17 protein-coding genes are annotated in these 13,243 nt (G+C 70.1%); 7 read left to right on the top strand and 10 right to left on the bottom strand.

The window, feature by feature from the left end; all coding sequences use genetic code 11:
- The first annotated feature begins 17 nt into the window (after nucleotides 1-17).
- Nucleotides 18-563, top strand: a complete 546-nt coding sequence (locus tag ABD481_RS32210) for an HXXEE domain-containing protein (RefSeq protein WP_344669595.1) — start codon at nucleotides 18-20, stop codon at nucleotides 561-563.
- 45 nt (nucleotides 564-608) lie between these two features.
- Here ABD481_RS32210 and ABD481_RS32205 read toward each other — a convergent pair whose 3' ends face one another.
- A complete protein-coding gene (locus tag ABD481_RS32205; protein ID WP_344669594.1) occupies nucleotides 609-1,331 on the bottom strand; it encodes a DUF6348 family protein in 723 nt (240 codons plus the stop codon).
- A 125-nt stretch (nucleotides 1,332-1,456) separates the two neighbouring features.
- Between ABD481_RS32205 and ABD481_RS32200 the strand changes: the two genes are divergently transcribed.
- The gene (locus ABD481_RS32200; protein ID WP_344669593.1) at nucleotides 1,457-1,936 is read left to right on the top strand and encodes a hypothetical protein; all 480 of its coding nucleotides are present in this window, start codon (nucleotides 1,457-1,459) and stop codon (nucleotides 1,934-1,936) included.
- Between the two features lie 100 nt (nucleotides 1,937-2,036).
- On the opposite strand, the gene ABD481_RS32195 is transcribed toward ABD481_RS32200, so the two are convergent.
- Genes ABD481_RS32195 through ABD481_RS32185 form a run of 3 tightly spaced genes read right to left on the bottom strand, consistent with a single transcriptional unit; the run spans nucleotide 2,037 to nucleotide 5,115 of the window.
- A complete protein-coding gene (locus tag ABD481_RS32195) occupies nucleotides 2,037-2,861 on the bottom strand; it encodes a carbohydrate ABC transporter permease (RefSeq protein WP_344669592.1) in 825 nt (274 codons plus the stop codon).
- A gap of 14 nt (nucleotides 2,862-2,875) precedes the next feature.
- Nucleotides 2,876-3,796 carry a carbohydrate ABC transporter permease gene (locus ABD481_RS32190; protein ID WP_344669591.1) on the bottom strand — a complete coding sequence of 307 codons (921 nt, stop codon included), beginning with the start codon at nucleotides 3,794-3,796 and terminating at the stop codon, nucleotides 2,876-2,878.
- Nucleotides 3,797-3,825: 29 nt separating this feature from the next.
- On the bottom strand, nucleotides 3,826-5,115 hold the full coding sequence (locus tag ABD481_RS32185) for an ABC transporter substrate-binding protein (protein WP_344669590.1): 1,290 nt from the start codon (nucleotides 5,113-5,115) through the stop codon (nucleotides 3,826-3,828).
- A 152-nt stretch (nucleotides 5,116-5,267) separates the two neighbouring features.
- Here ABD481_RS32185 and ABD481_RS32180 point away from each other — a divergent pair, with 152 nt between their 5' ends.
- On the top strand, nucleotides 5,268-5,582 hold the full coding sequence (locus tag ABD481_RS32180) for a PadR family transcriptional regulator (protein WP_344669589.1): 315 nt from the start codon (nucleotides 5,268-5,270) through the stop codon (nucleotides 5,580-5,582).
- Nucleotides 5,579-6,190, top strand: a complete 612-nt coding sequence (locus tag ABD481_RS32175) for a hypothetical protein (protein WP_344669588.1) — start codon at nucleotides 5,579-5,581, stop codon at nucleotides 6,188-6,190. Before ABD481_RS32180 ends, ABD481_RS32175 begins: the two co-directional genes overlap by 4 nt.
- An 80-nt stretch (nucleotides 6,191-6,270) precedes the next feature.
- Here the strand turns inward: ABD481_RS32175 and ABD481_RS32170 are convergent, their stop codons facing one another.
- Nucleotides 6,271-6,939, bottom strand: a complete 669-nt coding sequence (locus tag ABD481_RS32170; protein ID WP_344669587.1) for a DUF4097 family beta strand repeat-containing protein — start codon at nucleotides 6,937-6,939, stop codon at nucleotides 6,271-6,273.
- A gap of 212 nt (nucleotides 6,940-7,151) precedes the next feature.
- Nucleotides 7,152-7,424 (bottom strand): GlsB/YeaQ/YmgE family stress response membrane protein, encoded by a 273-nt coding sequence (locus tag ABD481_RS32165; RefSeq protein WP_344669586.1) that lies wholly within the window; start codon nucleotides 7,422-7,424, stop codon nucleotides 7,152-7,154.
- 311 nt (nucleotides 7,425-7,735) lie between these two features.
- On the opposite strand from ABD481_RS32165, the gene ABD481_RS32160 reads away from it, so the two are divergent.
- Nucleotides 7,736-7,939, top strand: a complete 204-nt coding sequence (locus tag ABD481_RS32160) for a cold-shock protein (RefSeq protein ID WP_344669585.1) — start codon at nucleotides 7,736-7,738, stop codon at nucleotides 7,937-7,939.
- A gap of 107 nt (nucleotides 7,940-8,046) precedes the next feature.
- Here the strand turns inward: ABD481_RS32160 and ABD481_RS32155 are convergent, their stop codons facing one another.
- Complete coding sequence (locus tag ABD481_RS32155; RefSeq protein ID WP_344669584.1) at nucleotides 8,047-9,759, bottom strand: serine/threonine-protein kinase; 1,713 nt, start codon at nucleotides 9,757-9,759, stop codon at nucleotides 8,047-8,049.
- Nucleotides 9,760-9,858: 99 nt separating this feature from the next.
- Complete coding sequence (locus ABD481_RS32150) at nucleotides 9,859-10,788, bottom strand: alpha/beta hydrolase (RefSeq protein ID WP_344669583.1); 930 nt, start codon at nucleotides 10,786-10,788, stop codon at nucleotides 9,859-9,861.
- A gap of 125 nt (nucleotides 10,789-10,913) precedes the next feature.
- Between ABD481_RS32150 and ABD481_RS32145 the strand changes: the two genes are divergently transcribed.
- Entirely contained in the window at nucleotides 10,914-11,351 is a 438-nt protein-coding gene (locus ABD481_RS32145) for a MarR family winged helix-turn-helix transcriptional regulator (protein ID WP_344669582.1), read from the top strand.
- On the opposite strand, the gene ABD481_RS32140 is transcribed toward ABD481_RS32145, so the two are convergent.
- Entirely contained in the window at nucleotides 11,344-11,862 is a 519-nt protein-coding gene (locus ABD481_RS32140) for a GNAT family N-acetyltransferase (protein ID WP_344669581.1), read from the bottom strand. The genes ABD481_RS32145 and ABD481_RS32140 overlap by 8 nt on opposite strands.
- On the opposite strand from ABD481_RS32140, the gene ABD481_RS32135 reads away from it, so the two are divergent.
- The gene (locus tag ABD481_RS32135; RefSeq protein ID WP_344669580.1) at nucleotides 11,861-12,490 is read left to right on the top strand and encodes a helix-turn-helix domain-containing protein; all 630 of its coding nucleotides are present in this window, start codon (nucleotides 11,861-11,863) and stop codon (nucleotides 12,488-12,490) included. The genes ABD481_RS32140 and ABD481_RS32135 overlap by 2 nt on opposite strands.
- Nucleotides 12,491-12,599: 109 nt before the next feature.
- Here the strand turns inward: ABD481_RS32135 and ABD481_RS32130 are convergent.
- Nucleotides 12,600-13,243: carbohydrate-binding protein (locus ABD481_RS32130; RefSeq protein ID WP_344669579.1), on the bottom strand; the 644-nt coding region annotated here is incomplete at its 5' end.

Raw genomic sequence — 13,243 nt, 5'->3', positions numbered from 1 at the left:
GGAAAAGGGTGGGGTAGATGTCAGCAGCTTCCACGAGCACTGCGAGCGGCACCATGGCCGACGCGCCGACCGCGGTGTCCCGACTGACGACGACGACCCGGCTGTGGATGTGGGGCTGGATTCTGTCGTTCGTGATCCACGACGGCGAAGAAGCCCTCTACATCGTCCGGCACAACGGCTTCAAGGAATTCGGCGTCTTCCAGACCACGTCCGAGTGCCTGGCGGGCATGATCTTCGAACTCGGCCTCGGCTGGCTGGCGATCCTGGCCGCCGCGCGCTCGGCCCGCCCCGGCCGGACGATGACGCTGTTCGGCCTGCTGATCTGGGGCTGGACGCTCCACGGCGTGATGCACCTTGTGCAGGCGATATCAGGGCACGGGTACACCTTCGGGTCGGTGACCGCCGGCCCGGTCGTTGTCGCCTATGGCGCGCTGATGCTGCGCCGCCTCTACCGCGAGGGCCTGATGGAACGGCGATGGCTGCCGGTCGCGGTGCTCGGCGGAGCGGCGTTGGGGATGCTGCTGGTGTACGGCGCGCATCAGTACGGATCGTTGCTCGGATAAGGACGAACGTCCGGGTCTGCGGCGACCCGGACGCCGACCGGCCGACTACTCGTCGCCGGCAGGCTCGCCGCGCTCGGGAATCAGCAGCACATACGTCCGCGCAGTAGTCATGCGCGCCGAGCGCGGCCAGTCCATGCCGAGCAGGCGTGCCGACAGTTCGTCATGGAGTTGGCCGTTGACGCGGACTTCGGCGAGTTCGGTGTCGGCGTCGCTGCCGATGAACATCCGCAGGGTATTGAGTTCGCGGTTCATCGCCGCCGCGATCTCGGGGCCGATGCGGATCCACGGCGGGTTCTCCGCCAGCCAGCGTTGTTTGGCGCCGGTACCGTCGTCGAGACCCCAGCCGACGGCCGCGCCGCAGATGGCGTGCCAGCCCGGGACGCCGTCCGGGGCGTGGCCGGGGAAGTGGCCGGCACGTTGGCCGCGCTGTTCCATGAGTTCAAAGGCGGCCTGGGCCGTGGTCTGGGCCCACTGGTCCACGGCTTGGCGGACGGCTTCGTCGGGGTCGTGGGAGTAGCCGGTCGCGCAGTCGGACAAGGTGGTCTCGGCCGGGTGGGTGCGGCTGAGGATCAGGTCGATGTCGAGATGGTTCGGGTGGTCGTCGTGGGGCTCGCCGAGGCGGACCGTGGCGCTGCCCCGGCCGGTGATCGTGCCGTCGTCGGTCAGCGTCCACTGCGGGCCGGTCAGCTCGTCGAGCTTCGCGCGGATGATCTCCAGCTTGCGCTCGTCGGGGATCCCCGGGCGGGGCTCGGATATCGGGTGCGTCACGCGGTGATCATCGCACATAAGGGGGGCATTCCAGGGTGTGGTACCTGACCGACAAATCAGAGTATTGGTTCAGGCGCGGGGTAATACCCGGTGCGTCCGCACCACCATCTCGGAAAGGAATGGGAATGCCGAGAGCACGTTCGCACCTGGTCCCGGCCGCGGTTGCCGTACTGGCGGCCGGAGCCGCCGTCCTCACCGCCCCGGCGGCCAACGCGGACCCGACGTTCGGCCAGGGGCAGACCATCGCCCTGTCCGCCCCGGTGCCGTCCGGCTGGCTGGTCGACAGCCAGAACCCGGCCGCCGGGACGAAGCACATCGAGTACCTCGGCGGCGCCATCTTCGGCGCCCAGGTCTACGTCCTGCCGAACCAGGCCGCTCCCGCGAACTGGGTCCTGGCCGGCGTCTACCCCAGCGGAACAGCGATCCTCCAGTACCTCGGCGGTGTGATCCCGAACGGCATCACGCAGACGATGGACCAGTCGTGCCAGACCTCCATCGGCACCGTCTGGGGCTACAGCGCGCCGGCGTACTGGATCGTCACCGGTGGGGGCAACGACGGCATATGCGACTACAAGTCGTTGCGGTATTCCCCCAGGCCGTACTAGCCCATAAAGGCTGCGGGTGAAATCTCCGCCTCGGCCGCTGCGGACAGTGCCGCGGCGGCCGAGGCGGTTGCTCTGCTCCTGGTCCTTCCCTGGTCCTTTCCTAGTCCTTGATTCCCGCGCCCAACGCCGCGGACGTGTAGTACCGCTGCGCCATCACGAACAACGCGATGGCCGGCACCGCCAACACGCAGGCCCCAGCGAGGATCACGCCGTACGGGTTGGCCGCGGTGGACGCGTTGGTCTCGATGTAGTTGCCCAGCGCCACGGCCAAGGGCTGCATGGAGTGCTTCTTCGTGATCAGGAACGGCCAGAGGAACTCGTTCCACGGCCCGACGAACGTGATCACCGACGCCGTGATGATCGCCGGTTTCGTCACCGGCTCGGCGACCAGTCGCAGGGTCCGTAGTTCCCCGGCGCCGTCGATGCGTGCGGCGTCGAAGAGTTCATCGGGCAGCGAGGCGAAGAACTGGCGGAAGATCAGGACGGCCGTGGCGTTGACGGCGAAGGGCAGGATCATGCCCAGGTAGGAGTCGGCCAGGCCGTAGTCGCGCGCCACGAGCACGTAGAGCGGGATCATCAGGACCTGGAACGGCAGCACCAGGACGAGCATCAGGACCCTGTTCAGGGCGCGGCGGCCCGGGAAGTGGAGCCGGGCCAACGCGTAGCCGGCCGGGAGGCCGATGACGATCGTCAGGGTCACCGTGCCCAGAGTGAAGATGGCCGAGCTCGCCAGGGCGGGCAGTAGCGAGATCGCGTGGTTGATGTCGCGGTAGTTCTGCAGACCGAGGTTGCCGGGCCGGGGGAGCAGGCCGCTGAAAGCGCTGTCGGCGTGGAGCTGAAGCGATCCGATGACCATGTAGTAGAAGGGGAACAAGCTGATGAAGGCGCCCAGCAGGACGAAGGCGTAGGTGCCTGCCCGTCTCATGACCTGCCTCCGCTTCATGACCTGCCTCCGGTCTGAAGACGACGTTGGAGTCTGCGGCTGATGCCCGCCACGACGAGGACGAAGACCGTCAGCAGCATGCCGATGGCCGCGCCGAGGGCCGGGTCGTCCTGCTCGACGCCCTTCTGGTAGATCAGCAGAGCCGGTGAGACGGACGTGCCGTAGGGCCCGCCGCCGGTCAGGAGATACGGCTCGGTGAACAGGCTCGCGCCGTCGATGACCGAGAACGTGATCGTCAGTGTGGTGATGTCGCGGACGCCGGGCACAGTGATCGAGCGGAACCTGCGGAGGGTTCCGGCGCCGTCGATGGTGGCGGCTTCGTAGAGCGAGCGGGGAATGAGCAGGATGCCTGCCAGGTAGAGCAGGATGTAGAAGCCGAGCTGCTTCCACGTGACTTCCAGGGCGATCACGATCATCGCGAGCTTGGAATTGACCAGCCAGGAGGGGTCGGGCGCCAGCGTGCCGAGCAGGCGGTTGATCAGTCCGCCCTGGCTGAAGAGGTAATACCAGACTCCGATCACGGCCACGCCGGCGGTGATGTAGGGCACGAAGAAGACCGAGTGGAGCAAGGTCGGCCGGAGAAACGTCTTCTTCCTGGTCAGCCGGGCCAGCGCCGCTGCCAGGGACAGGCCGAGGACGACGGTCAGCGGGACGTTGACCGCCAGGTATTCCAGGATATTGACGAAAGCTTGCCGGAGCTGTGGATCGGCCAGCGCGGTCCGGTAGTTCCGTAGGCCGACGAACGGTTCCGGGATAGAGGCCCCGGGCGCGGCGTACACGTAGTTCAGGAACGATATGCGCAAGCCCTCGACGATCGGCGCCCCGTAGACCGCGATCAGATACAGGGCGTAAGGCGCGGTGAGCCACAGGCCGATCAGGGTTCTGGGACTCCGGCCGGGCCGCGTGGCACTGGACATGAGCGTGTCCTCCCTCTCGACCCGCCGGCCTACGGCTGGATATCGGCCGCGACCTTCAAGGCCGCCTCATGCAGCCATTGCGCGGTCGGCTCGTCGCCGAAGACCACCGACCGCAGGTAGCCGTTGCGGAGGTCCTGCCACATGGCCACGCCGTGCGGGACGTTCGGGACTTCGACGGTCCGGGCCGCCTGCTGCGCGAACAGCGTGTATGCGGGATGCGATGCGAAGTAGGGCGCGTAGACCGTCGCGAGATCGGCGCGCAGTGGCATCTGCCCGGTCTTCTCCAGCAGGGCACTGTCACCGTCCGGGCCGGTGGCGAACTTCAGGAACGCCCACGCCGTGTCCCGGCTGCGGCAGGCCGTGAACAGCGACACCGTCTTGGCGTCGGCGAACGTGTGGATCTGGTCCGCGGGCAGGCCGGTCGAGGTCGGGACCGGGACGACGCCCCAGTTCACCTTCGAGCCGTAGACGGAGATGGCCCAGGGGCCGACGATGGCCATCGCGGCCTTCTGGTCGGCGAAGGCGTCGCCGTTGTAGGTCTCCTTCGGGGCCAGGCCGGCTTTGTAGATCTCGGCCCAGAACGTGGCGACGGCCCGGCCCGCCGCGTCGTCGAAGGTCGGCCGGCCGTCGGACACCAGCTGCCGGCCCCGGCTCTCGGCGATGTAGAGCGGGTAGAAGTCGAACCAGTTCTGGTAGAAGTCGCCGTTCGCCGACGGGGCTATGGCCAGGGCGGCCTTGCCGGAGTCGTGCAGCTTGTGCGCGGCGTCGAGGAACTGGCTGTAGGTCGCGAGCGCCGGGTGGTCGGGGTCGAGGCCGGCGGCGCGGAACATGTCCTTGTTGTAGAAGATCATGACCGGGTTCGACTTCCAGGGCAGCTGGTAGTAGTCGCCGTCAGGGCTCTGGTACTCGGCGGCCGCTGCCCGGCCCGAGCGGTCCTCAATGTAGGAGGCACCGTCCGGGAAGCTGTTCAGCGGGACCAGCCCGCCCTGCCGGACCCAGCCCGAGACGGCGGCCGGCGAGCCGTTGAAGACCAGGCACGGCGCGGTGTCGGCGCTGATCGCGGCGGTGATGGACTCCTCGGAGCTGTGGGCCGTGGGGATCTCCTCGCCGGTGACCTCCTGGTCGGGGTGGAGCTTGTTCCACGCGGCGACTTCGGCCTTTCCCCAGGCGACTTCCTGGGGGTTGTTGGAGTACCAGATCTTGACGGGCCCGGTCCGCCGGCCGTCGGTGTGGTTCGCGGTGCTGCCGGAGCAGGCCGTCGCGGTCAGTGCTGTGCATGTCAGAAGACTGATGGCCAAGGTGCTTCGGATTCCGGTCATGGCTGACCCCTTGAAGACTCGCGCTCAGCGACGTTGCCGTGACCGTAAGTCGTAATCCTTGGCAGCGCAAGGCTCTGTGCTGCAATTTCTGATTATCGACATAGGGTGGCGCACCGTCGTACACTGAGAGTGTGGCTCCGAGGCGGATCAGGATGACGACGACTGTGCTCGACGTCCTGAGCCTGCTCGCCGCCGCCGCGCCGGAGGAGCCCGAGTGGGGCTTGTCCATCTGCCGCAAGACCGGCTACGGCACCGGCACGGTGTATCCGGCGCTGGAGCGCCTGCTTCAGGCCGGCCTCATCTCCTCCTCCTGGGAGGACCCGCAGCCCGCGGACCGGCCCCGTCGCCGCTACTTCGAGCTGACGACCGGCGGCCGCGCGGCCCTGCACAGCGAGCTGAGCGAGCGGCGCCGCAGGCAACTCGCCTGGACACCACCGGCTCCGGGAATGGCGAGCGGTGACCCATGACCTGGGAAGAAGTCGCGCTGAAGGTCAGTGAAGGCTCCGCCGGCCAGGCCCGCCGGGGCGAGGCGACTTTGCCCTTCCCCTTCTACGACTTCACCGACTGGTTCTTCAAGCCGCCGAACAAGCCGCGGCGCCGGAAGACCTGGCGTCCCCCGCCGATCGCGGTGCCGGGCCCGCGCGGTCGCGCCGCGCTGTGGCTGTTCCGGCTGGCGGGCTGCATTCTCTGCGGCGTCCCCGGCTCCGACGACCTCAAGGGCGACTGGCGGGCGGTGCTCTCCGGATCGCAGTGTTCGGACATCGTGGCCAACGCCGGCGGTATGGTGCGGGCCGCGCTGTGGCGGCGGTGGGACCACGCGGTGCAGACCTGCTGGAGCCCCGTGGACAGGGTTCTGCGATCGCGGATCCTGTCGAACCTTCTTGTCGTGGTGCCGTCCGCCGCCGCGGCCTGGGTGTTGTTCCACAACGGCGGCGGGGCCAACCTGCTCGGCCATGCCGAGGCGGTCGCCGCGGTCGGAGGCGTGCTGCGCGAGCTGGTGGTGCTGGGGCGGTGGTGGCGGAATGTCGAACCGCCGGAGCGTAGGGCCCGGGAGGCGCGGAATCGGCGACGGTGAGCTTCGCACCGCTCGGACCGACTTCGTTGTCCACAGCGCCCGAGCCGCCCGGGAGCTCCCCGAGCGGCCCCCACCCACCCTCACAAGCTGTGCGCGTCGATGTCGCCGTGGTCGGTGGTGGCCTCGATGGCCAGAGCGGCGGCGGGGCCGTCGGTGTTGGTCAGCGCGTTCGCGATCCGGCCGTAGCCGGTCTTGGCGTCCAGCGTGGCCGAGACGCCCGGGGCCGTGCCGATCGACAGGCTGCCCGAGCCGGTGCGCAGCGTGACCTTGCCGGTGACGGCCTCGGCGACGGTGATGTCGCCCATGCCGTTGCTGATCCACGCCGGGCCGGTCAGCCGGGCCACGGAGACCGCTCCGGTGTGCACCTTCAGGCGCGCGCCGCCGGTCTCGGCGATCTGGACCGTGCGGTACCCGCCGTCGAAGGCCACCTCGTCCAGGCGCCCGGTGGTGTACAGCTCGGCGGCGCCGGCCTTGCCTTCGAGCCGGGAGCCGGAGGGCAGCTCGACCGTCACCTCCAGCGATCCGGAGCTGCCGAACAGGCGGTGCGGGTCGGCGGTCGTGATCCGCAGGACGCCGTCGCGGTACTCGACGCCGGTCTGCTCCGCGGCCTTGACGTCGCGCTTCTTCGACGTGTCGCTCGGCTGGATCTCGACGGCGGCGTCGGCGCGCTCGGTGGCGATCAGCCGGACGCGCCCGGCCGGGATGTCCAGGACGACGGAGACCGGACCGGCGGTGTCGAACTTCTGCATGATGTGCTCCTCGGGCGGTGGTTGCGCGGACCCTGGCGGCCCGTCCTCACACCGCTACCTTCGCCGCCCCGCCTGACACGGCCCTGACGCCGTCCTGACAGCGCACATCGCCCCGCTGACACCGTCGTGGTGCGCGGGGCGATGTGGTGGACCGGGCCGAGGCGCCGCGGAGCTGTCGGGGCCGCCAGAGCCGCCGGAGCCGCCGGAGCTCCCTAATGCCGTGCCGCGTTCCGTCCGGCCCACAGCGAGGCGGCGAGGGCGACCAGGGCGACGGCGAAGCCGAGTTGGAGCGCGTGGCGGATCCAGTCGACGCCACCGGTGTGGCGGACGCCGATCCAGCCGGACACGGCGTTGCCGAGCCAGGCGCCGCCGACGCCGGCGATCATGGTCAGCCATACGGGAATGTCCTGCTTGCCCGAGAGGATGAGGCGGGCGAGGGCGCCCAGGATGAGGCCCAGGATGAGGATCCACAAGAGCTGGAACATCGCACAGTTCCTTCCCGGCCTGTCGGTGTGTCGGCCTGTCGAACACCCATCCCTATGCCCGGCGGTCGCGATCTGAAGCGGATTGACAGCCAATCGGAGGAATTGGGCGGTCTTCGTCCGGCGATGCCCGATCGGTCGAATGGGGTGTCAAGCATAGAAATTCCTTCATTATAGGGCTGTTTGGTCGCCACTCACCCCGAATACGGTGAGAACGATGACAAGTGGTAATGCGGAAGCTGCAAACCGTGCAATAGTTGTTCAGCGCACGCGTCCCCACCAGGTGGGTGTGGCCGCAGGTCTCAAGGAGATTCATGGCAACCGGCAAGGTCAAGTGGTTCAACGGCGAAAAGGGCTTCGGCTTTATCGAGCAGGACGGTGGAGGCCCGGACGTCTTCGTCCACTTCTCCGCGATCAGCGGCAGCGGCTACCGCAACCTGGAGGAGAACCAGGCTGTGGAGTTCAACGTCACGCAGGGCCCGAAGGGCCCGCAGGCTGAGGACGTCCGCGCCGTCTAAAGCGCCGGCAACTCGGCTCGAACACAGTTGTCCCCGCGTCCTCCACGGAGGGCGCGGGGACAACTCGTTTCCGGGCCGGGAGCCAAGAACCAGGGAAGTCCGCTCGGTCAGCTACGCCGGATGGCCGCGCGTCGGCGCCGCGATCCCGTGTCGAGCACCGCGTAGGCGGCCACCGCGATCCACGCCACGGCGGTCAGCACGATCGGCCCGGCCATGACGTAGGTCTGCCACCACACGCTGGCGGTCGGCGGTGCGATCTTGCTCACGCGCGCGGCGAGATGGAGCGACGACTCGCGCTGATCCTCCCCGGCGAGCGCGAGGGTCGCGACGGTCAGCCAGATGGCCGAGGCGACACCGGTGGCGTAGCCCGCGAGCCTGACTCTGGCGGCGGCCGATGTGTCCAGCAGCGCCATGGACACCAGGAAGACACCCAACAGGACGACCTGTATCGCGGCGCCGTGCGACCAGGTCGTGAAGAGTTGACTGGTCCAGCCCGACCAGGACTGTGTGGACTGCCACACCTCGTCGGTCCAGCGCCTGCCGGTTTTGGCCTCCGTGGCGATCACTTGGGCGCCGATGCCGGCCAGCTGCGTCGCCGCGATGATGCCCGCGAGGAAGGCCACCGCGGACCCCGGCGCCCACGCCGACGCCTTGCGGACCGGCTGTACGGTCGGCTGCTGGAGGGCGCCGACGGCGGACCACGTCGGGTGCTGCGCTGCGGCCCGCGAAGCCGAAGCCGATGCCGATGCCGAAGCCGAAGCCGCTGCGGCCGGCGACGCGGAACCCAAAGCCGGAGCCGAAGCCGTCTCCGACGCCGAAGCCGGCCCCGCAGCCGACCCGGGAGCCGACCCTGAAGCCGGCCCCGCAGCCGACCCCGCAGCCCAAGCCGTCGACCGCGGCTCGACCGGCATCGCCCGCATGGTCTCCGCGACCCCCGGATGCATGCTCTGCGAACCCGAGGCCCCCGGATCCAGGACCGGCGCGACAGAGATCTCCCTCTCAACACCCGCCAACCGCGCAGACACCTCGGCAGCAGTCTGCGGACGCCGCGCCGCGTCCCGTTCCAGCAGCTCGGCGACCAAGTCCGTCAACGCCGGCGGGACGCCCGGAACGAGGCTGTCGACGCGCGGTGCCGCCTCGTCCCGCTTGCGCATCATCACCGCGATGCCGTTCTGGCCCTGGAACGGCGGCTGTCCGGTGAGCATGCAGAACAGCACCCCGCCGAGCGCGTACAGGTCCGAGCGCTCGTCGCCGCGCTCCTCCAGGAACTGCTCCGGCGCGCCGAACTCCGGCGTCCCGGCCGGCGCCAGCTGCGAGGTCCGGGCGACGGTGAACTGCGAATGGGCGAACCCCGCGATGCCGAAGTCGACGACCTTCACGGTGCCGTCCGTGGCGATCATGACGTTGTGCGGCTTGATGTCGTAGTGGATCACCCCGGCCCGGTGCGCCGCCAGCAGCGCGTCGCAGATCCGGGCCCCGATCCGCACGGCCTCCGGCAGCGGCAGCGGCGTTCCGCCGCGCAGCGCCTGCGACAGCGTCGCGCCGTCGATCCGCTCCATGACCAGGAACAGCACGCCGTCCTGGACGCCCCGGTCGTGCACCACCGCCACGTTCGGGTGGCTGATCTGGGCCGCGGCCACCGCCTCGCGCTCGAACCGCCGCACCGCGTCGTCGGACCCCGTGTCGTCGAGATAGAGGAGCTTCACGGCCACGTCTCGCCGCAGGCTCCGGTCGCGGGCGGACCACACCTCGCCCATACCGCCGCGGCCGAGCCGGGTGACGATCTCGTAGCGTCCGGCGAACAGCTCTCCAGAATGCACGCCCACCCCCTTCGATGCCCCACACGATAGGGGATCGCAGGATGCTGTCCGGCGCCACCGTCGTTTCCGGCGGCGTCTCCGTGCGCGTCTCCAGAGGCGTCAGAGGGCTGGTTCGCTGGCCGCGGCCTCTGCCCGGGCGTTGGCCAGCTGGTCGTTGAGGAAGCGCGCGGCGTGGTCCAGGGCGGCGTCGGCCTCGTCGAGCCGGCCGTACTGGTGCTGGTAGACGTGCGGCAGGCCGGGGCCGATCTGCAGGGTGACCTCCACCTCGGCGGCGCCCGCCCGGGCGGCCAGCCGGATCGCGTCGTCGAGCAGCAGTTCGTCGGTCCCGACCTGGACCAGCAGCGGCGGCAGGCCGGCGAGGTCGCCGAACAGCGGGCTGGCCAGGGGCTGCGACCGGTCGCCGGAGCCGAGGTAGTGCTCGACGTAGTTCTCGAAATCGGCCTCGGTGAAGATGGCGTCGGCGTCGCGCCGGGTCTGGAAGCTCGCGCCGCCGAGAGTGAGGTCGAGCCAGGGGGAGAAGACGACCGCGGCCGCCGGCTGCGGCAGGCCGGCCTGGCGGGCCGCGAGCAGGGTGGCGACGGCCAGACCGCCCCCGGCCGAGTCCCCGGCCAGGACCAGGTCCCGGGGGTCGGTGCCGCGGTCCAGCAGTTCGCGGTAGGCGGCGAGTCCGTCCTCGAGCGCGGCCGGGAACCGGTGCTCGGGCGCCAGCCGGTAGGCCGGCGAGGTGGTCCGCAGCCCGGCGCGGGCGGCCAGTTCGCCGACGAGTCCGGCGTGGGTGTCCGGCGAGCCGCTGACGTAGCCGCCGCCGTGCAGGTAGAGCAGGTGGCCGCGGTCGGTGGCGCGGGCGGGCGTCAGCTCCAGGGCCGGGCGGCCGCCGAGCACGGTGTGCCGGGTGGCCACGTCCGGCCGGATCGGCCGGGAGACGGCGGCGGCGAGGCCGGCGCGCTGTTCCTCGACGCCGGGCGGCGTCGCCCCGCGCGGAACGGAGCGGAGCCGGGCGGCAAGTTCTTCGCGCTGCTGACGGGACATGAGGGGGCCTCCACGATGCGGGAATGGCGGAACGGCGGGCCGAGGAGATAGATTCCGAGGAATCCTTCCCGGTGCCATAACTGTATTCCAGGGAAGCTGATTCCTAGGAATCTAATGGAGGTGTTGTGAGGCACGTCACGCCGGTCTTCATCGATCTGGTCCGGGTGGAGACCAGGCTCTACGACACCGTCAGCGCCCGGCTGCGCGCGGCCCAGGGCCTGAGCCTGGGGCAGTTCGAGTTCCTGGAGATCATCGACCGGGTCCCGGACTGCCGTGTGCTCGACATCGTCAACGACGTGGGGATCACCGTCGGGGCGGTGAGCAAGGCGGTCGACCGCCTGGTGGCCGCGGAGTTGTGCGTCCGGGTCGCGCACCCGGAGGACCGACGGTCGTCGATCCTCCGGCTGACGGCCGAGGGGGAGAAGGCGCTGGCCGCGGCGCGGCCGGTGGTGGAGGCGGAGCTGGCGGCGCTGACCGCGTCCGTGTCGAGCGAGGACCTGGCGCGGGTCGCCGCGACGATGGCCGCGCTGCGGGCCGCGCTGGAGGCGGGCTCCGTCACCTGAGCGGCAGCCGCATGATGGTCAGGTCGAGCCAGGTCCCGAACTTGGTGCCCGCGTCGCCGACGGTGCCGACGTGGTGGAAGCCGAAGCGCTCGTGCAGCTTGATCGACGCGGTGTTGCCGGCCTCGATGTCGGCGATGACGATGCGGTGGCCGGCGTGGCGGGCGGCGTCGATCACGGCGGTGAGCAGCGCCGCCCCGACGCCGCGCCGGTGGTGGTCTTCGTGGACGTACACGGAGTCCTCGACGGTGTGGCGGTAGCCCTCGAAGTCACGCCAGGGGCCGTAGGCACCGAACCCCGCCACCGCGCCGTCGGCCTCGGCGACGAACGCCGAGCCGCGTCGCAAGTGCGGGTCCAGCCACGCCGCGCCGTCGGTCGCCGACAGCACCGTGTTCGTCCACAGCGCGGTCGAGCGCTCGATCGCCCGGTTCCGGATCTCGCGGATCGCCTCCGCGTCCTGGGGGCCGGCGGGGCGGACCGCGACCCCGGCCCGATTCTTATATGCTAGATCCATGTCCAATATAGTAGAACCACTGGTCGGGAAGATCGCAACCCGGATCCGCGCCGAGCGCGACCGGCGCGGCTGGACCCTCGTGCAGCTGGCCGAGGCCTCCGGGGTGTCGCGGGCGATGATCAGCCGGATCGAGAACGGCGAGAGCAGCCCGACGGCGGTGGTGCTCGGCAAGCTGTCGGCGGCGTTCCAGCTCAGCGTCTCCGAGCTGCTCGCCCGCGCCGAGCGCGAGTCGGACCAGGGTTCTGTGACCGGGGTGGATACGACCGATCCGGCCGACCGGACCGGCCCGACCGGACTCACCCGGCAGGCCGACCTCCCCACGTGGCGCGACCCCGACACCGGGTACCGGCGGCGCCAGATCACCGGGCCGGACTTCCCCGCCGACATCACCGAGGTGCGGCTGCCCGCCGGAGCCGGCGTCGCCTACCCGGCGGCCGCCTTCGCCTTCATCCGCCAGACGGTCTGGGTCCTCGACGGCCGCCTGACCTTCCACGAAGGCGCGACCGTCCACGAACTCGACGCCGGCGACACCCTCGAACTCGGCGAACCGGCGCCGTGTACCTTCCAGAACTCGACCACCGCGGAGTGCCGGTACGTCGTCATCGTCACCCGCGGACGGCGTCAGTGACCAGGCGGCGCGCGCCGCTCGCAGGACGACACCGGCGCCGGACAGCGGGGATGGCCCGCCGGCCGGCGCCGGGACGTGCTTGAACTGTGGAGCTACTGGTCCAGGTTCCTTACGAAACCGTCACCGAGTCGATGTTGGCGTCGCCGCCGGAGGTGGTGGCGGCGATCCGGATGGTGTTGGACCCGGCGTTCAGGGGCACCGAGATGGTCGCGGTGGACCAGGTGTCCCAGTCCGCGGTGACCGGGAAGCTGACCGTCCCCTTCGAGGAGCCGTTGACCGAGATGGTCGCGGGCCGGTCCGAGGACGTGCCGTTGGAGTACCGGATCGTCAGAGTCTTGGTACCGGCGGCGGACACGGTGACCGGCAGGTCGAGGTACGCGCCGACGGCGTTGGCCGTGTTGGCGAACCCGGAGCCGGTGAAGCCCGCGTGGTTGGAGTCGAACGTGCCGCCGGAGGACAGCGTGCCGGTCTCCGCCTCGAACAGGGTGCCGCCGGGCGGCGGGGTGGTGCCGCCCGACATGGCCGCGCCGAGGGTGTCGAGCGCCTTCTGGACCAGTGCCTGGGCGTTGGTGTTCAGGGTGGAGTTGGTGCCGTTGACGACCCAGGAGGGGCCGGAGAACATGACGACGGTGACGCCGTTGTCGACGCCGCCGGTGGTGCCGCTGCTGGGGATGCCGAGCAGCTGTGCCGCCTTGACGGACGCCTCGCCGAGTTCACGGGAGTCGTTGTCGGAGGTGGTCTGGTTGTTCGCGG

The organism is Catenulispora yoronensis, from assembly GCF_039531695.1.
Lineage (GTDB): Bacteria > Actinomycetota > Actinomycetes > Streptomycetales > Catenulisporaceae > Catenulispora > Catenulispora yoronensis.
This window is presented reverse-complemented; position numbering and strand designations above follow the sequence as displayed.

Excerpts from the sequence above, each read along its gene's own strand:
- ABD481_RS32185 (WP_344669590.1), bottom strand. The coding sequence starts at position 5,115 with ATGACCGGAATCCGAAGCACCTTGGCCATCAGTCTTCTGACATGCACA.
- ABD481_RS32175 (WP_344669588.1), top strand. The coding sequence starts at position 5,579 with ATGACCTGGGAAGAAGTCGCGCTGAAGGTCAGTGAAGGCTCCGCCGGC.
- ABD481_RS32190 (WP_344669591.1), bottom strand. The coding sequence starts at position 3,796 with ATGTCCAGTGCCACGCGGCCCGGCCGGAGTCCCAGAACCCTGATCGGC.
- ABD481_RS32165 (WP_344669586.1), bottom strand. The coding sequence starts at position 7,424 with ATGTTCCAGCTCTTGTGGATCCTCATCCTGGGCCTCATCCTGGGCGCC.
- ABD481_RS32170 (WP_344669587.1), bottom strand. The coding sequence starts at position 6,939 with ATGCAGAAGTTCGACACCGCCGGTCCGGTCTCCGTCGTCCTGGACATC.
- ABD481_RS32150 (WP_344669583.1), bottom strand. The coding sequence starts at position 10,788 with ATGTCCCGTCAGCAGCGCGAAGAACTTGCCGCCCGGCTCCGCTCCGTT.
- ABD481_RS32180 (WP_344669589.1), top strand. The coding sequence starts at position 5,268 with ATGACGACGACTGTGCTCGACGTCCTGAGCCTGCTCGCCGCCGCCGCG.
- ABD481_RS32140 (WP_344669581.1), bottom strand. The coding sequence starts at position 11,862 with ATGGATCTAGCATATAAGAATCGGGCCGGGGTCGCGGTCCGCCCCGCC.
- ABD481_RS32195 (WP_344669592.1), bottom strand. The coding sequence starts at position 2,861 with ATGAGACGGGCAGGCACCTACGCCTTCGTCCTGCTGGGCGCCTTCATC.
- ABD481_RS32160 (WP_344669585.1), top strand. The coding sequence starts at position 7,736 with ATGGCAACCGGCAAGGTCAAGTGGTTCAACGGCGAAAAGGGCTTCGGC.
- ABD481_RS32210 (WP_344669595.1), top strand. The coding sequence starts at position 18 with ATGTCAGCAGCTTCCACGAGCACTGCGAGCGGCACCATGGCCGACGCG.
- ABD481_RS32135 (WP_344669580.1), top strand. The coding sequence starts at position 11,861 with ATGTCCAATATAGTAGAACCACTGGTCGGGAAGATCGCAACCCGGATC.
- ABD481_RS32200 (WP_344669593.1), top strand. The coding sequence starts at position 1,457 with ATGCCGAGAGCACGTTCGCACCTGGTCCCGGCCGCGGTTGCCGTACTG.